The organism is Rhodospirillaceae bacterium, from assembly GCA_040219235.1.
In the GTDB taxonomy this organism is placed as follows: domain Bacteria; phylum Pseudomonadota; class Alphaproteobacteria; order Rhodospirillales; family Rhodospirillaceae; genus WLXB01.
This window is the reverse complement of the sequence record JAVJSV010000021.1, coordinates 165866-189899: the sequence shown is the minus strand read 5'-3', so window position 1 is coordinate 189899 and position 24034 is coordinate 165866. Positions and strand designations below refer to the sequence as shown.

Genomic DNA, 24034 nt, shown 5'->3' with positions numbered 1-24034 from the left:
CTCCCCCTGTTAAGGCAACGGTCTTTAAGACCGACTCACTTTCTCATTTTTATACAGCCATGAAAGAATAACGAAAGCGAGTGCGGCGCCAAGCAACTGCGCAGCTATAAAAGCAATAACGTTGCCAGGGAGTATCCCTGCGAAAGTATTCGTAAAAGAGCGTGCGATAGTCACCGCCGGGTTGGCGAAGGAGGTCGAGGCCGTGAACCAGTAGCCCGCCGTGATAAACAATCCAACGGCATAGGGAACGGCTTCAGGTCGCCAGCGCACACAACCGAGAATGGTCGCGAGCAGACCAAAGGTGGCCACCCCTTCGGACAGCCACTGACTGCTGCCGGTGCGGACCTTCGTCGAGGTTTGCAGCAGCGAGAGATCGAACATGGCATGGGCGAGCAGAACACCAGAAAGCGCCGCCATGATTTGAACAACGACATAGAGACCGGCGTCCGCCGCGCTGATCTCCTTGCGGAGAAAAAAGACGAACGTCACCGCAGGATTGAAATGCGCACCGGACACAGGGCCGAATATGAGAATGAGGACCACCAGAATAGCGCCGGTGGCGATGGCATTGGCCAACAGTGCGAGGCCATCATTTCCGCCCGATAGACTGTCGGCCATGATGCCAGACCCGACGACAGTGGCGAGCAGCAGAGCTGTGCCCAGGGCCTCGGCGACGAGCTTTTTGGAACGAGGGGGTGTCATAGGCAGTTTTGGACAGCCGTTAGGACTGACCAATCTCCTTAACCCGGCGTTGCAACGCGAGGCGGTCCAGGCGATCCAAAGGTAAGTTCACAAAAATATTGATACGATTGTTGAGCTGACGGAAGGCGTCAAAAAAAGCAGATTTGATTTCGGCATCACTTCCCGTCACGGCAGCGGGATCTGGCACGCCCCAATGGGCGGTGATGGGTTGCCCCGGCCAAATGGGGCACACCTCACCGGCGGCATTATCACAAACCGTGAAAACGAAATCTAAGGGAGGTGAGTCTGGCTTTGCAAACTCATCCCAATTTTTAGAGCGCAGACCCTCAACGGGAAAATTCTGGCGGGTCATCAAATCCAGCGCATAAGGATTGACGCTCCCGGTGGGGTGAGAGCCAGCACTGTATCCCCGAAAGCGCCCTTTGCCTTCTCGGTTCAACGCACATTCCGACATGATGCTGCGGGCTGAGTTCCCTGTGCACAGGAACAAAACATTAAAAATGCGATCTATATCAGACATTTTTCTGGGACTTTCTGATTCTGGGATCTTATGCGACCAGGGTCTCGGGGTCAGCTAAACGGCGGAAGCGTTTGGCATCGGCTGTGTAGGGGGTCTCTAATTTAGCCCCACCTGCTACAGCCGTGACGGTCGTGATTGCCCAATCTGGCAGAGCGGTGGAGAGCTGATAGAACATCCACTGCCCCTGACGGCGGGACTCAACAACACCCGCCTCACGCAGCGCGGCGAGATGACGTGAAATTTTAGGCTGCGACAACTGCAACGCCTGGACGAGTTCGCATACACAAAGCTCGCCCTGCGTGGACAACAGCACTAAGCACCGGAGACGGGTCTGATCCGCAATCATTTTGAAGAAAGCATCTGGTTTCATAAGAGAATATATTCGCTAAAACATATATATGGTCAAGCGTATATATTGTGACACTTTAAGTACCAAATCTTTAACACCAAGACTGTGTTTGATGGCTGTGTTTGACAGCCAATGTGCAGTAACAATCTGAAATCCCAAACGCAGCGTATAGAGATTATGAATTCCAGCCCTGTTATTGTTTGGTTCCGCCAAGACCTGCGTATTGAAGATAACCCGGCCTTGTCTGCGGCGGCAGCGACCGGTCGACCAGTTATTGCCCTCTACATTTTGGACCAAGAAAGTCCTGACGTGCGCCCGATGGGGGGGGCCTCGTTGTGGTGGCTGCATCATTCTCTGACGGCCCTAACCGAATGTCTGGAAACCTTGGGCTTAACGCTGACCCTCAGACGCGGAGCGGCCCATGAGGTTCTCAAAGGCATCATCAAGGAAAGTGAAGCCGGCGCGGTGTATTGGAACCGCTGCTATGAACCCGGTGTGATTGATCGCGATAAAACCATTAAGCCGTCTCTGCAGGATAAAGGTGTCACGGTTGAGAGTTTCAATGGCAGTTTGCTCTATGAACCGTGGGAGATTAGCACCAAGCAAGATAAACCCTACCGGGTGTTTACACCGTTCTATCGTATGGTGCTGGCCCAAGGAGAGCCATCACCACCGCGCGCTGCGCCGTCTTCTGTTGTAAGTTACAAAGATAAAATTAATGGCGACGCACTGGCGGATTGGGCGCTTCTGCCCACCAAACCGGATTGGGCAGGTGGATTACGAAAGACCTGGACCCCTGGCGAAGTGGGTGCGACCGAACTCTTAGATCAGTTTCTGGATACGGTTGTTGATGCCTATAAAACGGACCGGGATTTTCCGGCCAAGCCGGCCACGTCTCGTCTATCACCGCATTTGCATTTTGGTGAAATCAGTCCACGTCAAATTTGGCAAACCACCGCACAGCGAGAACCGAACAGCGGCACAGAGACGTTTTTGAAAGAGATCGTGTGGCGCGAGTTTGGTTATCATCTGCTGTACTACAACCCGGAAATGCCGACGACTCCGCTCCAGGAAAAGTTCAAACGGTTTCCCTGGCAAACCAACGACAGTTATTTGGACGCCTGGCAGCGTGGGCAGACAGGCTACCCCATCGTCGATGCGGGTATGCGTGAACTCTGGACGACAGGCACCATGCACAATCGGGTGCGGATGATTGTAGCGTCGTTTCTGGTGAAACACCTACTTCTGCATTGGCGCGCGGGTGAAACCTGGTTTTGGGACACCCTGGTGGATGCAGACCTGGCCAGCAACACCGCCAACTGGCAGTGGGTGGCCGGATGCGGTGCGGATGCCGCGCCCTATTTCCGGATTTTCAATCCGATGACGCAAGGTCAGAAATTTGATGAAGATGGGGATTATGTCAGACAGTGGGTGCCGGAGATTGCCGCGTTACCCAACGCCGTGATTCACGAACCCTGGGAGGCCACACCCGTTGAACTGCTGAACGCCAACATCGACTTGGGAACGACCTATCCTCGTCCCATCGTTGATCACTCTGCCGCCAGAGCCCGCGCCTTAGCCGCCCTCAAGTCTCTCAATCCAGACACTACGACTTAGCTGGGCTCGGGAGCCGCAGCACCTTCCATCGACTTGGACAGCAGCATGTAAAGCTTACCCATGTCGGAGGTCGAGAAAGTTGTGGTCAGCACTTCGGCGCGATCGGTGGCGCGGGCGTGCTTAACCAAAGCAGAGTACTCTTTGAGATACCGCATCACAAAAGTGCGGAACTTCTCGTCGGTCTCGTATTTTTTCTGGATCGCGGCCATTTTCTGACGACTCAGAGTCTTGGTGATGTGGCGCAGGAAGACAGCTTGGTCACCCTTGTGGTACCGCTTCCACAGCTCTTCCTCGACAGACGGCTGGAAAATACGGGCGATATCGACAGCAAGGGAATGCAGTTGCTCGATCACGTAAGTGGTTTCTTCCAGGAACTTGGCTGTCTGTGCTTTTTCGTGAGAGTCGTCCAACTGCTTTGCACTGGTCGATGCTTTACCAGCAGACTCCAGAAGCTCTTCGACTTGACGCTTAAAGGTGTACCCAGCTTTGGCCGTTTGGTCCGTGATTTCATTGCTGGCATCGACCAAGCTTTCAGCATGCTTGCGCAAGGTCTTCAGAACCACTTCAACACGGGCGACGGCCTCATCAGCAGACGTGCCAAGATTTTGCAGTTGCTGGCGGAAGCCTTCACCGGTTTGACGTACACCAGAGGCGATGCGCTCGGACGTATGGCCGAACTCATCCAACGAGGTGCGCATTTGCTCGCTGGCCACCGTGACTTGTGCGGCACCGCGATTGGTGGAATCTTCGAAGTCGAGCATAAGTTTCTGCAAGCTTTCGCGGAAACCAGACAAGCGTGACTGGGCGTCATCCGCCGTCGACTTAAGATCCTCAGACCTTTGGCGAACACCATCGCCCACAACGGCCATGCGTTCAGCCGCTTGATCCGCAGCTTTGTCGATGGTTTGTGCATGATCTCTAAAGACGCTGGCGGATTGTTCGAGCTTCATACCTGCAGAAGACGCTGCGGATTGCAGCGTTTCTTTGGACTGGTCCAGCGCATCAAGAGAGCCCTTCAAGGCTTCATTTACTTCCGCTGTGACCGTCGACAGGGCTGTGACCTCCACTCCGATTTCACGCCGCACGGCTTTGGTTTTCTCAACCGATTGATCGGCCACTTCCATGGCGGTGTTTGCGGTTTGCTCAAGGCCCTGGCGAATCGACTCGAGCTCCTTGGTGATCCGCGCACTGGCCTGCATGAGTTCAGATGAGTTTTGACTCAACACATCCGACATGTTGCGGACATGGGAGAGTACTTGTTCAGACGTGGCACCCATTTGGCGGGATTGCTGGGCCATGGACGTTTCGCTGAGTTTGACATGGGTGGCCAATGTGCTGGCTGTTGACTCAAGCTCGTCATTCTGGCGGCGTAAAGTCTCGCGGATACTTTCCGCTTGCGCCGCCGCCCGTTCGGCGCTGGACGACAATTGTTCGGCATGCTCGCGCACACGAACGCCAACGGAATCAATTTTTTGAATGACCGCATCAGAGGCTGTGCCCATGGCTTCGGCGCGCTCAATGGCGATCTCAGACGCTTTATCAAGATCCGCCGTTGCTGTTTTAAAGCGCTCGGTGACGATTTTACTCTTACCTTCAAACTCATCACTGGAACGGGTCAAACGACCTTCCACCTTAGAGGCCGCATCCCCAACCGCATCAGCTTGTTGTTTGATCATATTCTCGACGGCGCGGAGGCGCGCCACGGCATCATCAGACGCTGTTGAAAGTTCCTTCGTTTGGATTGATAGCGCTTCTTCGACGATCTTTACGCGGGACAACACCCGTTCCATCACTTGATCCAGACCGGCGGTTTGCTGCCCAAGGCGTGTGTTAACCTTGGTGCTAAGATCATCGATACGATCTCCTGCAGATGTCAGTTCTGCGCGCTGCTTGGCGAACAACTCATCAAGGCTTTTCGCCTGCCCTTTGAAGCCGGACACCACGGCGTTCACCGTGCCCTCAACACGCTTGGCAACCTGCTCAATTTCTTCAACATGTTTGGCAACCGCTTTGGCCATATCTTCAGAATGGCTCTTAGCCGTGATATTAGAATTGGAGAGCGTCTCTTCCTGTTGCGCCACTTGTTGCGCTATCGCCGCAGAAAGACCTTTGGCGCGCTCGGTCGCGGTGTTCAGGCTCGCGACCTGGGTCTCAAGGGCCTGACTCATGGTGTTAACCTGGGCCAAGGTCTTTTGTGACGCTGCGCCCACAAATTCATGCTGGCGGCGAAGCGCATCTTCAATCTTGTGATTGACCCCGGCAGCCCCATCAATGGCCGCTTTCAACTTGTCCACTTGTTCCGTCACGGCGGCAGCAGAGGTGCTGGCCCCTGTTTCCAGTTGGCCGGTTACCGTGGACAATTTATCGGTGTTCCGCACGAACTGGCTTTGCAGGTCTTGCAACCGTTCTGTGACGACTTTACTGGCTTCTGTCAGAGCATCCGCCTGACGTTTCAGGGATGCTGTAACAGCTTCAACTTGCTGTGCTGCATCTGCGGATGGGTAGGTTAATTGCGCGAGGTGAAGTCGCAGGGCTTCCCCTTCTTGAGAAAGCTGACGTCCGCGATCGATAAAGGCGATCAACAACCACAAGAACGCAATTGGCATCAGTCCAACCGCGAACAGGCCCCCAAACTCTGGCGGAAGCAGCAAGAACAGTTCAGACCAGCCTAAGGTTCGCGTGACGTAAAAAGAAAATATAGCGAGCCAAAAAACACTCAGTCCGATCCCGACTGAGATGGGTTTGTTCGCGTTGGTCCAAGTCATGGGGCTGACCGGCGCAACAGCCGCGTCGACCGGACTATCCTGAACTGCGGCGGGCTTAGCCGTTACATTGGGCTTGGGATCAAATGGCGTGCCGGCTTTAGGCCAGAAGCGTGAGCGTTTTGGCTCAGGCGTTGCAGTCCCCGGCGGCGACTTAGCCGTGCCGTTCGGTTTCGCCGATGATCCGGTCGAATCAGTTGCCGCGCGAGTTACTCCCGCGCCGATGCGTGCGTCTTTAGCCATGTTCGGCTCTTTTTATTGTTAACGAAAAACCCCTTCTCTCGCGGCAAGGTTATCCACAGACTATTAACAAAGTCTTCCCGAGGACCAGGAAAATCAGCAGTTATGGGCTCAGTTGGGTAAAAGTCTATTTGAGTCGAATAACAATATATGTTGTTATCTCTACTGCAACTTGATAGGTTCCAGTAAGTATTCACTACTAAGGGGTATCTGGGATGACTCTGGGCGCCCGCGTTAGACAATGCCGATTGGCCCTCAGTTGGAGCCAAGCCGAGCTCGCCAACAAGATTGGCGTCAAACAACAGTCTGTAGATCAACTCGAATCGGGCAAGGTCAGCCGACCGCGATACATTGTGGAACTGGCAGAAACCCTAAATGTTCCAATGGACTGGTTGCGCCACGGTAAAGGACAAGTCCACCTGTCGCACCAGACCAGCGGTCGGCCGGACGCTGCGCCGGCTTGGGCATTTGAGCCTGATGTCGATACGGTGGCGGGCAAATCTGGCGAAAAAGTACACTTCGAGCTTGATGGTCAGGCCTTTGCCCTGGTGCCTGTGTATGATGCGCGCGCGTCTGCTGGACCTGGGGCGCTCAACGTAGATGCGCCTCAGCCGATGTATCACAACGTGTTCCGCCAGGATTGGCTTAAAACCGTGACGCCGAGTTCAGCAGACAATCTGGCCGTGATGCGTGTTGCAGGCGATTCCATGTGGGATACCCTTCAGGATGGTGACTTCATCTTGGTTGACCGTGCGGTCCAGCAGTGTAGCCGGGATGGCCTCTACGTAATTCGTTACCAGGATGGCGACGAAGTTATGGTAAAGCGCCTCATCCGCCACCCCAGCTCAAAATTGTTAATTGTGAAAAGCGACAACCCAAATTATCCATCACAAATGAGCCTGCAAGATGATGATCTGCATATTGTAGGACGAGTGGTTTGGCTAAGCCGCAGCATCGGCTAGACTAAAGAATACGCATAAGGTATTGATTTATTTAGTTTATTAAGCCAAACGCGCGAGTGAAACCGTAAAGTCTTCACCCCTGTAAGCGTGATTTTAGCGATATTTTTAGCGTAGCGTTTATTTATGGTTTTATATAACAAATTTTATTGTATAATTTCCTTGTTAAGCAACAAGGGAGTCCGCGATGCCGTTTCAACCCAACGATCTTACTGTTCTGGCCTACGCAGATGGCTACACGCTTTGGCATTATGTGACCGATGATGATGCCACGGAAATTCATAACTCTGGTTACTTTGAAGACGCGCGCGACGTGTTTAGAAATAATGACCGCATTGAGGTATTCGGGGCCGACGAATCTTTCGATGCCGTGATCACAACGGTCGGGCGGGTCAGACTGAGAGTATCCTGAGATCACCCAGGATCAGTTAGACCTAAAGTATGATGGCCCACCGCCTCTCTGGATGCGGGACACGCCTGAAAAGCAGGCTCTTGCCAAGGCCGCAGCCCAGCGTCTGGCGCACCGCGTATTTAGAAAAGACGAGAATGGATCAACAAAACGAAAGGCTTATGTGATGCGCATTAAAACACTCAAAACGGAGCGTTAGCGGCAGACCCTCTAGTTTTGAGCAACTTGGTTAGAATCAACCTGGGCAGTTGATTTGGACCGGCCACACTCGTTCAGGTGCTGATTCAGACCGCGAATACATTCGCTGCCGGTGGTCTTAAAAAGAAAAGGAAAAACCCCGTGGACCATACAGGCCAAGGCAGCGATGATCATGCGCCCGCCAAAACCTGTCGCAAACAAGAGATGCTCAAAATATGTTTCGTTGACAGACTCTGGGTGCTGACAAAACAATTTCTTTAGTCCAGACATGAATAACCTCTTTTTTGAACGGTAAGGAATTATAGCGCCTCACAGACAAAATTTGTTTGCGATCTGATGCCGTATATCTCAGAATACAGGGTACAATGTTCTAACATTACGGCTAATAGGGTAATCCCGTTCCATGGATGATAAAGATCGGAAGATTCTGACACTATTGCAAGAAGATGCGATGATGCCAGTCGCAGAAGTCGCCAGTCATGTCGGCCTCTCTACAACACCCTGCTGGCGGCGTATTCAAAAGCTTGAAGAAGAAGGTGTGATCCGCAAGAGGGTTGCGCTGTTAGATCGGCATAAACTTAACGTGGGTGTGACCGTCTTTGTGGCCGTAAAAACCCGCCATCACGTGATGGACTGGCTGGATAAATTTAAAAATGCGCTTGAAGAAATTCCGGAGGTTGTTGAAGCCTATCGCTTATCTGGAGAAGTCGACTACCTGTTGCGCATCGTTGTGCCGAATATCGAAGCTTATGATGAGGTCTACAAGCGACTGATCAAAAAGGTCGAGTTTTCTGACGTTAGTTCAAGCTTCGCCATGGAAGACATGAAATTCACAACAGCGCTGCCCGTCAAATACATTTGAGCAGCAGAAAAATACAGAAAGGCTCGGACGCTTTAAGCGGTATCCGTTGGCTTGCCGTCATACTCTGTATAGAGCGCCTTAAGGATGCGATCTAAGAAACGACTGCGCCACTCTGCCCGGGCTTTTGCTTCATCTTCATCCGGGCGGAACGCTTCGACATCTTGTTCAGAATAGACGCCCTTCTGTGCGGCCAGGCGCTCGTGGGTATCTAGGCGATCCCGCATCACTGACACTTCGGACGCCAATTCCATAACCATCGTGATCAAGCGGTCTGTATTTGGGTCATCAAAAAAGTGAGGATTGCGCCCTTTGATCTGGTTGGTCTCCGCTGAGCTGTCGTTTTCGTCTTTTGGCATTTTTCCCTCCGTCTTTACTTATCCTAAACCTTTACAGTGTCTGGGCTGCTTGCCTCAAGCGTCAGCTCATCAGACGTTTCATCTGCAAACGATTTTTGCTGTCTTCGCCACGCCGAAGCATAGGGCCCATCGCTGTTAATGAGGGCTGTATGCGTGCCGCGCTCAACCACCTCACCTTCTTCTAAGACCAGAATTTCGTCAGCATCAACAATGGTGGATAGGCGGTGCGCGATCATTAACGTCGTCCGCCCCGCGCTGACCTCCGCCAAGTTGGCCTGGATTTCTTTTTCCGTGTGGGTGTCTAAGGCAGACGTTGCTTCGTCAAAAATGAGAATGGGAGAGCCTTTTAGTATGACACGCGCAATGGCAACACGCTGTTTTTCACCCCCAGACAGCTTGAGACCACGCTCACCAACCAGTGTCTCGTACCCATCCGGCAATGCAGCGATGAACGTGTCGATATGCGCCATGCGAGCGGCATCTTCGATTCTGCTCTTGTCCGATCCAGGCTTTGCATAAGATAAGTTGTAATCCAATGTGTTGTTAAACAAGACAGTGTCTTGGGGTACTATTCCAATAGTCTCGCGAAGACTATCTTGTGTCACCTGGGAAATATCTTGCCCGTCAATCTTGATGCAACCTGATGTCACGTCATACATACGGAACAATAGCCGACCGATCGTAGATTTACCGGATCCTGTTGGACCGACAATGGCAACGGATTTGCCAGCAGGGACTTCAAAAGACACGCCCTTCAAGATGGGACGCCGGACATCATAAGCAAACGTAACATTCTCGAAGGTAATGGTTCCCCCCTCAAGGACTAGCGGCTTGGCCTCTTCAGAATCCTCAACCTCTGGCGCTTCATCCAGAATCTCAAACATCTTCTCCAGGTCAACCAAAGCCTGCTTAATATTGCGATACACAAAGCCAAAAAAATTGAGGGGCTGGGCCAGTTGCAGCATGTAGGTGTTGACCATAACAAAATCGCCTTGGGTCATCGTGCCGTTCACCACGCCGTAACCCGCCATCACCATCAGCAAGGTCACACCGATTGAGATAATCGCGGACTGGCCGATGTTCATGTAGGCGAGCGAAACCTGGGTGCGCACAGCGGCGTGCTCGTACTCTTCCATGACTGAATCGTATTCAGAGGTTTCCAGCTTTTCATTACCAAAGGCTTTGACGGTTTCATAGTTGAGCAAGCTATCAATGGCGCGCGTATTGGCCTTGTTGTCCAGTTGGTTCATTTCGCGGCGGAACTTGAGCCGCCATTCCGTTGTATAGGCCGTAAAGAAGACGTAGATCGCGACGGTTGCGAACGTCACCACGGCAAACCAGGCATCAAATGCACCCCACAGAATCACGGTGACCAGACCGACCTCGAACAGCGTCGGAAACAAGTTGAAGAGGGTAATCGACAGCAGGCTTTGAATGGCAATCGTGCCACGCTCTATTGAACGCGACAGCCCCCCTGTCTGACGTTGCAAATGGTAGCGCAGGGAGAGGCGATGCAGATGCTCAAGAATCGCTAACGCTGATTTTCGGACGGCACGCACGCCAACTTTTGCGAAAACGGCATCGCGCACCTGACCGAACACCAGAGAAAGCAAACGCGCCATTCCGTAGGCCAAGATCACCCACAACGGCAGGCTCAGAAGGTCACCTTCCAGCGCATCAACAGCGAGTTTTAAAAAATACGGCACGAAGACAATCGCGACTTTCGCCGCGATAATCGCCAGCATTGCAAAAACCACGCGCGTGCGGATTTCAAGATCGCCTTTCGGCCACAAGAAGGGCCATAAGGACTTCAGAACATCCAGGTCGCCACGGCGCCGGGTGTTGTCTTCTGGAAGGGGGCTCTGTGCTTGGCGCACGTTTAGATAACCTCTCGATTGACCGATCAGACTTCAGCCGACTGCTTGTCGCATGGCCAGAGAGTTCAGTGCAACATATGAACGTGTTCTTCGAAACACAAATGGAAAAGGCGCAGACAACGCCTGCGCCTCTCCTAACGACCAGTCTTCACCTCTAAGAAGGTGACTCTCGAACGACTTAAGCGGTTACTGCCGGAATAGGCTGACCAGTAACAGGGTCAACAGCGGCCTCGCCGAATCCGGCGACATCCGAATAGAGCTCAAGCTCTCCGTAAATCTTTTTGTCGGGCTGCTCCTCGACTGACGCGCCATCAGTGCGCTGCGCCACTTGTTGCGCTTTCTCATACAGAGAAAGCTCTTCTTCAGTGCCGCCGCCAGAATTACCTGAGAAAGGCACCTCTTCGCCGACGTTATCACCATAAAGCTTGCCGTCTTCTTCTGGCGCGAAACGCCCAGGCTCAGATTGTGCCACTTTGTCGTAGAGCTTCTCTTCGCCGGTCTCGCCTTCATAGAAACGACCCGTTTCAAACTGCTCTGCTTTTTCGGATAGCTTCTGTTGGACATCAGCATCCGTTGCAAAGCGCCCGAGAACAACCTCAGCTCCCTCGCCAAAGAATTTCTGCTGAACCGGCACACCATCTGTCACCGCGCCTTGATCGGCTATGTCTTCAGCTGCAAACAGCTTCTTCGGCACCACACCGTCTGCTTCCGTGCCAGCGGAATTCACCTGAACATCATTGAAGATTTTGCGCGGAATGTTCGCGTCAGACTCCGATTGTGCCTGTGTGCTCGTGTTCACTGGCGCATTCTGGGCGACAGGTGCCAACACAGATTTTGAGATCTCTTTATCCTGAACCTGCTCTGCCACGGTTGGTGTATCCGTATGAGCCTGGCCACGAGCGGCATATGTGAAGGATGTATCACGCGCCCTGGTCGCACGCTGAGATTCCAGAAGGTCAACACGACCATCAAGATTATTATCAAAGCGCTGAACGACGTCTGCGGTGCCAACCACTTCAGCAGCGCGGCGGCCAACGTCGAAATCTTTAATTTCAATTTTATCGACGGGATCTGCCGAAACTGAGCGAGATGGACGCGGCTGATCAGCAGGATCAGGTGCATCTCTTTTGATCTGCTGCTCTGCAGCTTGCTGCTTGTTGCGGCTTTCGGATTGAGATTGTTCTGACTTTGATTGCCGGACCACAGCATCTGCTGCTAGCGCACCTTTTTGCACAGCCAAGCTCGCAGTATTTTGGGATAGGCTTTCCTGGCTTCCGCCGGAAACACTAAAAGCCCGTTGCTGACGTTCAGCTACGAGGGATTGCTGCAAAGAAGCAGCTGTATCTGTCACGACTTCGGTCATGGTCATCGCCCTTTCTAAGCGACGGGATTTCTTCTGACGGCTTCTGCGTCATCCTTTTTATACAATTAACAAGCGGCAAATTCAATCAAAAGCACCGATTTCTCCTAGGGATAAAGCCGTTTTCAGCCGAAACCTACCAATCTAATGCGTTAGCCCGCCCATCAGTAAGTACTTGATTTCTATGTACTCTTCTATGCCGTAGCGAGACCCTTCCCGGCCAATGCCAGATTCTTTAACACCACCAAAAGGCGCAACTTCTGTTGAGATAATGCCCTCATTAATCCCGATCATGCCGTATTCTAGCGACTCGGCAACACGCCAGACTTTCCCTAGGTCTCGGCCATAAAAATAAGCTGCTAATCCGTATTGTGTGGCGTTGGCCAGCTCAATCGCCTCTTCTTCTGTTGAAAAACGGAACAAAGGCGCGACCGGACCAAAAATCTCCTCATTGGCCAGCGGCATATCCGCTTTGACATCCGTCAGAACCGTCGGCTGATAGTAAGTCTTGCCAAGCTCATGCCGTTTTCCGCCAGTCAAAACTTTGGCCCCTCCAGAAACAGCCTCATTGACGAGAGATTCAACTTTCTCCAATGCACTTTGATCAATAAGTGGTCCTTGATCGACCCCCTCTTCCAAGCCATTGCCAACCTTCAAAGCTTTGACCGCCTCTGCCAGTTTGGCGGCAAAGGCATCATAAACGCCATCTTGCACCAAGAACCGGTTGGCGCAGACACAGGTTTGCCCGCTATTGCGGTACTTAGAAGCCATCGCCCCCTCAACGGCGGCGTCTAAATCAGCATCATCAAAAACAATGAACGGTGCATTGCCGCCTAATTCGAGGGACACCTTCTTAACCGTGCCTGAACATTGCGACATCAACTGTTTGCCCACCTCGGTCGATCCGGTAAAGGTGAACTTTCGTACCGCTGGATGCGTTGTCAAAACCTCACCCACAGGCCGCGACTTAGATGTCGTTACCACATTGAAAACGCCTGCGGGCAATCCCGCACGCTCACCAAGCTCAGCCATGGCCAAGGCAGATAAGGGGGTTTGAGCGGCTGGCTTAACGACAAACGTGCACCCCGCAGCAAGCGCAGGCGCGGCCTTCCTGGCAATCATCGCATTGGGGAAATTCCAGGGTGTAATCGCCCCAACAACGCCAATTGGTTGCTTAAGCACAATGATCTGTTTACCGGGCTGATGGCTGGGAATGACATCGCCATAGATCCGTTTGGCTTCTTCAGAAAACCATTCAACAAAGCTCGCGCCATACGCGATTTCGCCCTTGGATTCCTTTAAGGGTTTGCCTTGCTCCGCCGTCATAATAACCGCCAAGTCGTCTTGGTGCTGGAGCATCAAATCAAACCACCGACGCAGAATAGCGGCACGTTCCTTGGCCGTTTTAGACTGCCATTGCTTTTGCGCGGCCTGTGCCGCCTCGACAGCGGCTGTGGCCGCATCAGCGCCGCACTCGGTGACCTCAGTGATCACGTCGCCCGTTGCAGGATTGCTGACAGCAAAAGTAGAATCCTGCTCGCCACTGTGCCAGGCGCCATTGATATAAGCTTGGTTTTTGAGAAGCCTTGGGTCGTTCAGGTTCATATCAGGCATCCTAGCGATTACGTCCGTGGTATTCGGGATTGGGCATCATATCGACAGCTGTCGCCACACGGTTCGACATATTAAAGAAGCCTGCCGTATCCGCGATATCAAAAATCTCATCATCGCCAAACCCGGCGTCGCGCAAAGCTTGTCGATCTGCATCTCCGACTTCACTGGGTGCCGATGTCATTTTATAAGCGAAGTCTAACATAGCAGCGTGACGTTTTGACAAATCAGCCACACGATAATTTATGGCAAGCATCTCACCAAGCTCTGGATCATCAGAGAGTTGGCGCACAGCTTGGCCATGGGCCGCAACACAATAGAAACAGTGGTTGGTTGACGAGACCACAACAGCGATCATCTCGCGTTCCAACTTGCTGAGCCCACTCTCTCCCAACATCAACTCATTATAGAAGGACACGAATGTTTTGAGCTTTTCTGGCCGAGAGGCATAAGACTGCAAAACATTTGGCAGAATACCGAGTTTCTCTTTACAGACGTTGAAGTATTTTTTCATATTCTCATCAAGGCTTTCCTCCAATTCCAACTCCGTGGGCGTTTTGAGGGCCATGACATGTGAGGGTTGAGGCATCGATGTTCTCCGGATTTCAATTCTGAAATTATGTCTCTAGAGTAAACGGTATGAACCTGTTGAGTCTAAAACCGATACCCGCAATGGATTTCGCTGATCTGTCCCGGCCAGCGTCTCCTAATACCTTTTTGTTGTGCCCCGCAGATTTTAGCGCCTCGCCACCGGACCAGGAAGCACCCATTTATACTTGCCATTGTGCTTTGCTGATAACCAACTGGGAGGCAATGATAAGCGATCAGCCCCGTACCATTGAGCATGATAGGTCTGACGATGGGTTGAGTCGAACCTATGTTCAGCGCTCTCTGTTGGTTGGATACCCAGACATTATATCCGTTCAGTTCATCGCAAAAGGTGAAACGGAATGCTCTTTGGCGGTCTACAGCCGGTCGCAATATGGACACAGTGATTTTGGGGTAAACCGGAGACGCGTTTTAGACTGGCTGGCCAATCTTCAGAAAATAATGGCGTAGATCTATGACCCAAATATAGCCAGGGGATCTCTGTATACGCCTCACAGCGTTTGCATAGAATGTCCGAATTCTATAAACGAACCTCTGAAACAATCTATATAGAGCCAGTTTTGGTGAAGGAAGTACCCCATGTCCGCTCCCCGGCAGGACCGTCGCGCCCAACTTAAAGCAGCCATTGATAAATCGATTCTCGTGCTTGATGGGGCCATGGGAACGATGATCCAATCCTATCAGCTTGATGAAGCTGGATTTCGCGGCGGGCGTTTTAAGGACTGGAGCCACGATCTGCGTGGCAACAATGATCTGCTGTGCCTGACCCAGCCAGAGATATTAAAAGAGATCCATAGGGCCTACTTAGACGCTGGCGCTGATATTCTTGAAACCAATACGTTCAGTTCGACCTCAATCGCGCAAGCGGATTATGGCTTACAAAATTATGCCCGTGAATTGAATTTAGAATCAGCACGGATCGCGCGCGAAGTCTGTGATGAAGTAACAGCTAAAAATCCAAGTAAGCCGCGCTTTGTTGCCGGTGCCCTCGGCCCGACAAATCGTACAGCCTCGATCTCACCAGACGTCAATGACCCAGGCAAACGCAACACAACCTTCGACGAACTGCGGGGGGCCTACGAGGAAGCTGTGGAAGGTTTAATCGAGGGTGGCGTAGATATGATCTTGGTTGAGACCGTGTTTGATACGTTAAATGCCAAGGCTGCGCTTTTTGCGATTGAAGATGTCTTTGAAAGAACGGGCGATAAACTACCGGTCATGATCTCTGGCACAATCACAGATCAATCAGGCCGAACTTTATCCGGACAAACCGCTGAAGCGTTTTGGAACTCCGTGCGTCATGTCGAACCCTTCACAATTGGCCTGAACTGCGCACTCGGGGCTGAACAACTGCGGCCTTATGTGGCGGAGATTTCCCGTATCGCTGACACCTATGTCTGCACTTATCCTAATGCCGGACTGCCCAACGAATTTGGCGAGTACGATCAGACCCCAGAGGAAATGGGGAGCCTGATTGGCCAATGGGCCGAAGATGGATTGCTCAACGCGATTGGCGGGTGCTGCGGCACGACCCCAGATCATATCGCCGCTATTGCAGCGGCTGTCGCCGGCAAAGCCCCACGTAAAATCCCAAAGATCGAACGCAAACTGCGTCTCTCTGGGTTAGAGCCATTTGCTTTAGCATCATGAGCACATCGTCAGCCTCAACCACATTTGTTAATATCGGTGAACGGACCAACGTCACCGGGTCGGCAAAATTCAAAAAGCTGATCCTCAATGATGACTTTGAGGCCGCCCTGGATGTTGCCCGCGATCAAGTTGTAAACGGTGCTCAGATCATCGACATAAACATGGACGAAGCCATGCTGGATTCAGAAGCCGCCATGGTGCGATTCCTGAACCTGATTGCATCAGAACCAGACATCAGCCGCGTGCCCATCATGATCGACTCTTCTAAATGGTCGGTCATTGAAGCCGGACTAAAATGTGTTCAGGGCAAATCTGTTGTTAATTCCATCAGCCTAAAAGAGGGCGAAGCGCCGTTTTTCGAGCAGGCCCGTAAGCTGAAACGCTATGGCGCGGCCGTAGTCGTGATGGCGTTCGATGAAAACGGCCAAGCCGACACCGCTGACCGTAAAGTAGAAATCTGCACCCGGTCCTACAAATTGCTGACCGAGAAAATCGGGTTCCCGCCTGAAGATATTATTTTCGATCCCAATATCTTTGCCGTAGCGACCGGCATCGAAGAGCACAACGGCTATGCACTGGACTTTATTGAAGCCACGCGCAGAATTAAAGAAACCCTGCCGCACTGCCATATCTCCGGCGGCGTCTCGAATATATCGTTCTCCTTCCGCGGCAATGAACCTATCCGCGAAGCTATGCATTCCGTCTTTCTGTATCATGCCATTCAAGCCGGGATGGACATGGGCATCGTCAACGCCGGACAGCTGGCCGTGTATGCCGACATTCCCGAAGACCTGAAGGAGCGCGTTGAAGACGTCATTCTTAACCGTCGTCCTGACGCCACAGACCGCTTGTTGGAAATCGCGGATCAGTATCGTGGCGAAGGCAAGAAGCGGGTGGTTGATCTGTCCTGGCGCGAGAAGTCTGTCAACGATCGCCTCAGCCATGCGCTTGTAAACGGTGTCACTGATTTCATCGAAGAAGACACAGAAGAAGCTCGTCAAAACACAGATCGACCGCTTGATGTGATCGAAGGCCCGTTGATGGACGGGATGAACATTGTTGGCGACCTGTTTGGCTCAGGAAAGATGTTCCTGCCCCAAGTGGTGAAAAGCGCCCGGGTTATGAAAAAAGCTGTGGCTTATTTGATTCCCTTTATTGAGGAAGAAAAAGCAAACAACCCGAACTCAGACACGGGCTCAAAAGGAAAAATCGTACTTGCCACTGTAAAAGGCGACGTACATGACATTGGCAAGAATATTGTCGGTGTAGTTTTACAGTGTAACAACTTCGACATCGTTGATCTTGGCGTCATGGTGTCTTGTGAGAAGATTCTGGCGGCAGCAAAAGCTGAAAACGCAAACATAATCGGCCTCTCCGGCCTCATCACGCCAAGCCTTGAGGAAATGTCTTACGTTGCCAGCGAGATGAAACGTCTTGGCATGAACACGCCATTACTTATTGGGGGGGCAACAACCTCCAAAGTCCATACAGCTGTAAAAGTTGCGCCTAAGTATGACGGCGCAACCATATATGTGACCGATGCATCACGCGCAGTCGGGGTCGCCAGCAACCTTTTATCGCCTTCGCTAAGAGACGACTTCATGGCGTCTGTGCGTGAAGAATATAACTCTGTTCGCGATGCTCATGAAAAAGGTCAGAGAGCAAAAACACGACTACCCCTCGCTGATGCTCGCGCCAATAAACAACAGATTGACTGGGGGTCATACGAGACAACTAAACCGAAAGCGCCTGGCCTTACAATCTACGATGACTATGACCTTGCTGAGCTAACCACCAGCATTGATTGGTCGCCGTTTTTTGCGACATGGGAATTGAAGGGCACTTACCCCAATATTTTTAATGATAGTTACGTGGGAGAGACAGCGCGTTCGCTTTATAATGATGCCCAAGCCATGCTGCAGAGACTGATCGGCGAAAAATGGCTCACGGCGAAAGCGGTCGTCGGTCTTTGGCCCGCCAACGCAGTGGGTGATGACATCGAAGTTTATAGCGATGAATCGCGCTCAAAAACCCTGCAGACTTTCCATACACTGCGTCAACAAATGCCCCGCAAAGGCAGAGACCGCGCCAACCTGGCTCTGGCTGACTTTATCGCTCCAAAAGACAGCGGCCTTATAGACACGCTGGGTGCCTTTGTCGTCACAACAGGGCTAGGTATTGATGCGCCGGTCAAGAAGTTTGAAGACGACCAGGATGACTACAACTCAATCCTTCTTAAAGCCTTAGCGGATAGGCTTGCGGAGGCATTTGCCGAACGCATGCATCAAAAGGTCCGCAAAGAACTTTGGGGTTATGCGTCTGACGAAAACTTGAAAAATGAAGACCTCATACAGGAGCAGTATAGAGGAATCAGGCCCGCACCAGGCTACCCGGCATGCCCCGATCATACGGAAAAAGCTCTGCTGTGGGAGTTGCTGGATGCTGAAAAACATACGGGCGTGTCTTTAACTGAGAGCTTCGCGATGTGGCCCGCTTCCTCTGTCTCTGGTTTCTATTTTGGACATCCCGACAGCCAATATTTTGGGGTCGGCAAAATTGAGCGGGATCAAGTCGAGGATTATGCCGTCCGCAAAGGTTTTGACATTAAAACCATGGAGCGCTGGCTCGCTCCTAACCTCAACTACGACCCTGACAAACCTGCTTAGAGACACAGGCACGGTTGTTTAAATCGGCGGTGCGCATCATTTAAGTCGGCGGTGCGCCGCCTTTAAACCGGCGGTGCGCCGCTAAACAAAACCAAGAAAGACGACACGGTTAAAAGTGCGCCCAGGGTCGCGCCGCCGACCACCGTAATGAAACGACCGAGCGGTCCCATTAAACTGGTGAACTTCCGGTCCGCTGCCCATTTTAACAGCCACCCTGATGCCAGACCCAAAAGCGTGCCGACAACAACCATCGTCCAGCCAGTAAAATTCGTCATGATAAAAAACGCTGAGACAAAAAAAGACAGGGCGACACCGATCATCACGGCAACAAAGGCCAAAGGAACCTCCTTCAGCGCAATTCTAGTCCATCGCTTTGCCCGCCATGATCGAACGGCACTTATAATTTCTGGGGAGTTCGCTTCACTCACCCATCTCACAGCTAATCTTTTTGCTTCAGCAATTGCAGAAACCAAATCACCGTGAAGTGTTAAAGGCACGGCAACAATGATGCGATGGTCTTTACCGCCTTCGGCTTGCCTGAGCACCAAAATGTGCGAAGTAATGCTATCGGGGGCGATAACAAATGTGAAACCGTCGCTGTGACTGCGGGCCAACCACCAAGTTTCTTTTTCAGCATCTTCCCAAATAAGATATCCGGGAGAGCTGCCCTCTGTGGCTGAATAGACAACCGTCATTTGAGATGGCCTATGGCGTCAACGACTTTAGCCGGTAGGGAGAGTGAAATGGAATTTACAGCCCGATCCAGGATTGGACTCAACCCATAGGTCGCCGCCATGGCGATGCACCAAATTGAGGCAAAGCCTGAGTCCGAGACCGTATCCGGTCTCTCCACCCGTGCCGAGTGTGGTCGAAAGTTTGCGACTTTGAAGAAACGCCTCCACTTTATCAGCATCCATGCCGACGCCGTCGTCTGTGACGGTGATATGTACATGCTCAGGGGCGTCCTTTTTAATCTGCGCAGAAATTGCAATCTGATTTCCTGTCTCACAGAACTTAATAGCGTTATTTATAAGATTACGAAACACAGTCTGCACCATATTACGGTCTGCAGTGACCTGCATGTGCTCTAATGCATGTCTAATTTCGACGCCCTTTGCCCGAGCCAAAAGTTGCAACGGACGAATACTTTCTTCAACAGCACTTTCAAGCTCAAATTTTGTGCACCGAAATGGTAAGTCAGCACTTTCAACTGCAGCCCATGCCAACAGGTTATCAAGCAGTGCATTCGTATTCTGGGCCGCCTCTACAATCAACGCGCCATACTCTTTAACCTTTTCAGGCGGGAGCTTAACGTCTTCGCTAGAGAGCAAAGATGCGAACCCAATGATGTTGTTAAACGGACTCTTGAGGTCGTGACCAATGATTGAAAATAATTGGTCTTTTGCCTGCACAGACTGCTGGAGTTCTTGACGCGCTTTATCTAACTCGGTCTCACGAATCTTAGCTGCCGTGATATCTTGAACCGTCGTAATATAGCGTTTCAGGTTTCCCGCTTTGTCTACAACTGGCTGACCTATTTCCCTATAAAAACGCACGCCGATCGATGGTGCACACCGATATTCAAGATCATAGGGGCGCGCAGCAACGATGCTGCTTGAGAGGGTGTTAACATAGACGCTCCGGTCATCTTCATGAACAAACCGGGAAAACTCAGATGGATGCGAAATACCGGACAGCAACTTTTCGAGTTGGGTGGCGAACATGCAGCAGAGATGGTCAGAACAAAAGGCTAGGCTGGCCTGTTCCGGATCCCAAACCCAATGCCCTAGGCCAGATACCTGCGCAGCAAGATCAAGCATATCTTTCTGATCACGCACAGCTTGCAACGTTTTGAAAGCGGCAGTGACATCCGTAATCACTCCAACCAGAGCGCTGGCCTTGCCGCTTTGATCAAACTCAGCCTGACCTTTAACGATGATGTTTTTTAAAGCACTCGTCCGCGTCACGATCCGTGCGTCAAATTCAAAACTTACGGCATCTGCTGTGGCCTTATTCAAATACGCAGCAACACGCTGACGATCTGTGGCATAAAACGAGTCTACAAAATGGCTGAGAGAGGGCGTAAAAAAAGAGGGGTTTTCATCAAAAATGCTAAAGACTTGGGGCGACCATGTCATGGTGTCAGCATCGACCTGCCAGTGCCAATGCCCCATATTGCCAATGGTCTCAGCAAGCGATAGCAAGCCTGCGCCATCTTCTGCGTCTGTCCCTTTTGGCGACACTGCACTATGAACGTCTGCGGCAAGCATACGTGGAGGAATCCTATTCAAGGATCAAAACTAGTTTAGACTAAAAAATAGTTTCCTAAACGCGGGACGTCCACCAAAAAGTTTGTCCACACGATTACTAAACTAATACGTGTATATTGCACTTCAACAATATGAAAACTGGAACTCTGATGGTACCGCAAGGTTATTAGAAGAATGAGTGCATCTTCGCGGAGTCCGTTCTAATGCCTAGACTGACAGCCATTTTATGCGCGTCCTGGGCTTTGGGGATTGCCATTTTGTCACTCTTACCAGCCGAAACAGCGATCTCAACGGGAGGCTATGACAAGCTGGAGCATGGCACCGCCTTTGCTGTTTTAGCCATTCTTATGCGGCTGACATGTCCAAAACCTCATGTTTTCCTGATCTTTTTGGCATGCACACTGTATGGTGGTTTGATAGAGGCCGGTCAGGCTTTTTCACCTGGGCGGCACCCGGATTTATGGGATCTCTTCGCAGACGCTCTAGGTGCCACCCTAGGTCTCATCTCGATCAGATATTGGTCGGCACGACACCGCCATTAACCTATTTTGAAAGTCCGCGCCGTGGCGCGATCCGCAACATTGATAATCCGAGTGCCAGACCTCTTGCGCCGCCGTGCCATGCCTGTTACAACCCCGCTCCTTCCGCAGGACGCCGCGCCTTTTTGGTGAATTTGCGGAGCCCAGTTAGGGGGTGTAGCTCAGTTGGTTAGAGCGCCGGCCTGTCACGCCGGAGGTCGCGGGTTCGAGTCCCGTCACTCCCGCCACTTTATGGCATAGAGTTTTGATAAGGGTCTTTAGCTACACAGCTGAGGCCCTTTTTCTTTAGACTGTGAATTTACCGCCAACACCGACCCTCAAAAATGCAGGAGAGAAATCATGTCTCACAAACGACACGTCGTATTTGTCTCTGGCGTTAGAACGGCCATCGGTAGCTTTGGGGGAAGCCTTAAAGACCATCCCCCTACGGCTTTGGCAGCAGCCGTGACTCGTGAAGCCGTCGCGCGCGCTAACATTGCCCCAGACTCCGTTGAAAGCGTGGTCTTTGGCAATGTTGTACCAACCGATACACGCGATCCGTATCTGGCGCGCGTTGCCGCCCTGGAAGGTGGGCTGCCGATTGTCACGCCAGCCGTCACCGTCAATCGATTGTGCGGCAGCGGCTTTCAGGCAGTGGTCTCTGCTGCACAACAGATTCTTTTAGGGGACATAGATACGGCAATTGCCGGTGGTGCTGAATGTATGAGCCGCGCACCTTATTTGCTGCCTGCGCAGCGTTGGGGTCAAAAGATGGGCGACGCTGCCATGATCGACACACTATTGGGCGCACTCAATGACCCCTTTGGCAACGGACATATGGGTATCACGGCAGAGAACATCGCCGCAAAATGGAACATTGACCGGTATACACAGGACGCGATTGCTGTCGAGAGTCACAGACGCGCAGCAACGGCCCAGGCCGAGGGGCGGTTCGCCAATCAAATTCTGTCTCTGGACGTAAAACAGGGCAGAGACACAGTGACCTTTGACCAAGACGAACATGTACGCGGTGACGTCACAATAGAAGACCTAGGTGCGCTGCGTCCCGCCTTTAAGAAAGATGGGGTTGTGACACCCGGCAATGCGTCAGGTATCAACGACGGCGCTGCCGCATTGGTCATGATGGAAGAAGAAGCGGCTGCACGAGTAGGAGCAAAGCCAATCGCGCGATTGGTCGGTTATGCGCATGCTGCCGTCGACCCATCAGAGATGGGCATTGGCCCTGTACCTGCCGTGCAACGTTTGCTGCAAAAAACCGGGCTGTCTATTCAAGACATGGATGTGATTGAATCTAATGAAGCGTTTGCAGCGCAAGCCTGTGCTGTGGCGCGTGATCTTGGGTTTCCAGAAGACAAAACCAATCCCAATGGCGGTGCGATTGCGCTTGGCCACCCGGTTGGCGCAACCGGTGCTATTCTAACGGTAAAAGCCATCTACGAACTGCATCGTATTAAGGGGCGCTATGGATTGATCACAATGTGTATCGGGGGTGGTCAGGGGATCGCGGGTATCATTGAGGCCATCCACTAACGCTTAGACTGCCGACGCTGGGGTACTAGGCCGGTCGCAATAATAAGAACAAGGAAAGCAACGAGTACAGTCCACATAGCCGCTGAGTACTGTAGTGGATTCAGCCAGACCTCCTCATAAAATCCATAGCGTGGAGCCAATTCGCCAAAAGGAATCCAGAAAATTGCTTTGGTTGGGATTGCGTATCGGACTGCGGCCATAACCCGCGTGTAATGGCATAGCCGCCATAATAAGTAGAGTCCCCAGATCGCCAATCCCCCAGCAATCCCATACGTGACAGGATGATCATAACCCAAAAACCTCTGGTCACCGAGCAACAGTGAGGTCGCATAGCAAAACCAGGTAACGTAAATTGTTTCCAAAAATGTGATCCGGCAAAAATTGCGGTCTTTGGCAGGTGATGGGTCTCCTAGATTCATCCGCAGTACTTTTTGCAACCACCGGAATGCGTTGCATCTTGTATCTTTGTTGAAAACAAAGAAGAGCAGCGTCGCAACACAAATGCCCAAAGACCCTTGTATAAAGAGCAAATGAGCTGGCCACTTCACGCCCGGAGCAACTTCTGCCATAGGCATCGCCAAAGAGATTTCATTAAACTTGAACGAGTAGGACGCCCAGCCAATCCATATCAGCATGCCTGCCGTGAAACCGAGTAGCGTTCCACTTACCTCTTCATTACGGCGCGCGCCGATATACAACATCACCGCCGCGATGACCCCAATGGACAGGAACAAACCACCCGCATTCTCGTAGCCAACAATATCCCTTACAGCGATAACTAATGAATGGGCCAGCGGTACAGCGAGCAGCACAGCTACAAACGCCAGAAGGCCGATATAGGGCGGTCGATAGTAGCGCTGGAGAATTCCCAACTGAGGAGTAACAGAACCCGATTCTGACATACTTGGCTTCCCCCTTACCCAGAAATCGTAGCTGCTTAACAGGCGC

21 protein-coding genes and 1 tRNA gene are annotated in these 24034 nt (G+C 51.9%); 9 read left to right on the top strand and 13 right to left on the bottom strand.

What is annotated here, in order from left to right; all coding sequences use genetic code 11:
• Nucleotides 1–24 precede the first annotated feature (24 nt).
• Genes RIC29_18455 through RIC29_18445 form a run of 3 tightly spaced genes read right to left on the bottom strand, consistent with a single transcriptional unit; the run spans nt 25 to nt 1568 of the window.
• Nucleotides 25–702, bottom strand: a complete 678-nt coding sequence (locus tag RIC29_18455; protein MEQ8736910.1) for an MIP/aquaporin family protein — start codon at nt 700–702, stop codon at nt 25–27.
• Nucleotides 703–721: 19 nt separating this feature from the next.
• Nucleotides 722–1222 (bottom strand): arsenate reductase ArsC, encoded by a 501-nt coding sequence (locus RIC29_18450; GenBank protein ID MEQ8736909.1) that lies wholly within the window; start codon nt 1220–1222, stop codon nt 722–724.
• 28 nt (nt 1223–1250) lie between these two features.
• On the bottom strand, nt 1251–1568 hold the full coding sequence (locus RIC29_18445) for a metalloregulator ArsR/SmtB family transcription factor (GenBank protein MEQ8736908.1): 318 nt from the start codon (nt 1566–1568) through the stop codon (nt 1251–1253).
• Nucleotides 1569–1748: 180 nt separating this feature from the next.
• Here RIC29_18445 and RIC29_18440 point away from each other — a divergent pair, with 180 nt between their 5' ends.
• Entirely contained in the window at nt 1749–3188 is a 1440-nt protein-coding gene (locus RIC29_18440) for a deoxyribodipyrimidine photo-lyase (protein ID MEQ8736907.1), read from the top strand.
• Here the strand turns inward: RIC29_18440 and RIC29_18435 are convergent.
• Complete coding sequence (locus RIC29_18435; GenBank protein ID MEQ8736906.1) at nt 3185–6193, bottom strand: hypothetical protein; 3009 nt, start codon at nt 6191–6193, stop codon at nt 3185–3187. The genes RIC29_18440 and RIC29_18435 overlap by 4 nt on opposite strands.
• Nucleotides 6194–6405: 212 nt before the next feature.
• Between RIC29_18435 and RIC29_18430 the strand changes: the two genes are divergently transcribed.
• Both RIC29_18430 and RIC29_18425 read left to right on the top strand, forming a co-directional pair.
• Entirely contained in the window at nt 6406–7152 is a 747-nt protein-coding gene (locus tag RIC29_18430) for a helix-turn-helix transcriptional regulator (GenBank protein ID MEQ8736905.1), read from the top strand.
• A gap of 184 nt (nt 7153–7336) precedes the next feature.
• Nucleotides 7337–7561, top strand: coding sequence for a hypothetical protein (locus tag RIC29_18425; GenBank protein MEQ8736904.1), 225 nt, complete (start codon nt 7337–7339; stop codon nt 7559–7561).
• A gap of 207 nt (nt 7562–7768) precedes the next feature.
• Here the strand turns inward: RIC29_18425 and RIC29_18420 are convergent, their stop codons facing one another.
• Nucleotides 7769–8026 (bottom strand): DUF6356 family protein, encoded by a 258-nt coding sequence (locus tag RIC29_18420; protein MEQ8736903.1) that lies wholly within the window; start codon nt 8024–8026, stop codon nt 7769–7771.
• 133 nt (nt 8027–8159) lie between these two features.
• Here RIC29_18420 and RIC29_18415 point away from each other — a divergent pair, with 133 nt between their 5' ends.
• The gene (locus RIC29_18415; protein ID MEQ8736902.1) at nt 8160–8618 is read left to right on the top strand and encodes an Lrp/AsnC family transcriptional regulator; all 459 of its coding nucleotides are present in this window, start codon (nt 8160–8162) and stop codon (nt 8616–8618) included.
• 32 nt (nt 8619–8650) lie between these two features.
• Here the strand turns inward: RIC29_18415 and RIC29_18410 are convergent, their stop codons facing one another.
• From RIC29_18410 to RIC29_18390, 5 genes are all read right to left on the bottom strand, one after another.
• The gene (locus tag RIC29_18410) at nt 8651–8974 is read right to left on the bottom strand and encodes a hypothetical protein (GenBank protein MEQ8736901.1); all 324 of its coding nucleotides are present in this window, start codon (nt 8972–8974) and stop codon (nt 8651–8653) included.
• 23 nt (nt 8975–8997) lie between these two features.
• A complete protein-coding gene (locus tag RIC29_18405; GenBank protein MEQ8736900.1) occupies nt 8998–10851 on the bottom strand; it encodes an ABC transporter ATP-binding protein/permease in 1854 nt (617 codons plus the stop codon).
• A 178-nt stretch (nt 10852–11029) separates the two neighbouring features.
• Complete coding sequence (locus RIC29_18400; GenBank protein MEQ8736899.1) at nt 11030–12214, bottom strand: hypothetical protein; 1185 nt, start codon at nt 12212–12214, stop codon at nt 11030–11032.
• Between the two features lie 141 nt (nt 12215–12355).
• Nucleotides 12356–13816 carry an NAD-dependent succinate-semialdehyde dehydrogenase gene (locus RIC29_18395; GenBank protein MEQ8736898.1) on the bottom strand — a complete coding sequence of 487 codons (1461 nt, stop codon included), beginning with the start codon at nt 13814–13816 and terminating at the stop codon, nt 12356–12358.
• Nucleotides 13817–13826: 10 nt separating this feature from the next.
• Complete coding sequence (locus RIC29_18390) at nt 13827–14411, bottom strand: peroxidase-related enzyme (protein ID MEQ8736897.1); 585 nt, start codon at nt 14409–14411, stop codon at nt 13827–13829.
• 599 nt (nt 14412–15010) lie between these two features.
• Here RIC29_18390 and RIC29_18385 point away from each other — a divergent pair.
• Together RIC29_18385 and metH are read left to right on the top strand one after the other, a co-directional pair.
• Nucleotides 15011–16081, top strand: coding sequence for a homocysteine S-methyltransferase family protein (locus tag RIC29_18385; protein ID MEQ8736896.1), 1071 nt, complete (start codon nt 15011–15013; stop codon nt 16079–16081).
• Nucleotides 16078–18747 (top strand): methionine synthase, encoded by a 2670-nt coding sequence (gene metH / locus RIC29_18380; protein MEQ8736895.1) that lies wholly within the window; start codon nt 16078–16080, stop codon nt 18745–18747. The genes RIC29_18385 and metH overlap by 4 nt, the downstream gene beginning before the upstream one ends.
• A gap of 62 nt (nt 18748–18809) precedes the next feature.
• Here metH and RIC29_18375 read toward each other — a convergent pair whose 3' ends face one another.
• Both RIC29_18375 and RIC29_18370 read right to left on the bottom strand, forming a co-directional pair.
• Nucleotides 18810–19442 (bottom strand): hypothetical protein, encoded by a 633-nt coding sequence (locus tag RIC29_18375; protein MEQ8736894.1) that lies wholly within the window; start codon nt 19440–19442, stop codon nt 18810–18812.
• Nucleotides 19443–19469: 27 nt separating this feature from the next.
• Complete coding sequence (locus RIC29_18370; GenBank protein ID MEQ8736893.1) at nt 19470–21017, bottom strand: ATP-binding protein; 1548 nt, start codon at nt 21015–21017, stop codon at nt 19470–19472.
• Between the two features lie 203 nt (nt 21018–21220).
• Between RIC29_18370 and RIC29_18365 the strand changes: the two genes are divergently transcribed.
• The 3 genes from RIC29_18365 to bktB all read left to right on the top strand — a co-directional run bounded on the left by RIC29_18365 (nt 21221) and on the right by bktB (nt 23086).
• Complete coding sequence (locus RIC29_18365) at nt 21221–21559, top strand: VanZ family protein (GenBank protein ID MEQ8736892.1); 339 nt, start codon at nt 21221–21223, stop codon at nt 21557–21559.
• 147 nt (nt 21560–21706) lie between these two features.
• Nucleotides 21707–21783 (top strand) — tRNA-Asp (locus tag RIC29_18360).
• 112 nt (nt 21784–21895) lie between these two features.
• The gene (gene bktB / locus RIC29_18355; protein MEQ8736891.1) at nt 21896–23086 is read left to right on the top strand and encodes a beta-ketothiolase BktB; all 1191 of its coding nucleotides are present in this window, start codon (nt 21896–21898) and stop codon (nt 23084–23086) included.
• On the opposite strand, the gene RIC29_18350 is transcribed toward bktB, so the two are convergent.
• Nucleotides 23083–23988: a hypothetical protein gene (locus RIC29_18350; GenBank protein ID MEQ8736890.1), complete on the bottom strand. Its 906-nt coding sequence runs from the start codon at nt 23986–23988 to the stop codon at nt 23083–23085. The two genes, bktB and RIC29_18350, sit on opposite strands and share 4 nt — an antisense overlap.
• Between the last annotated feature and the right edge of the window lie 46 nt (nt 23989–24034).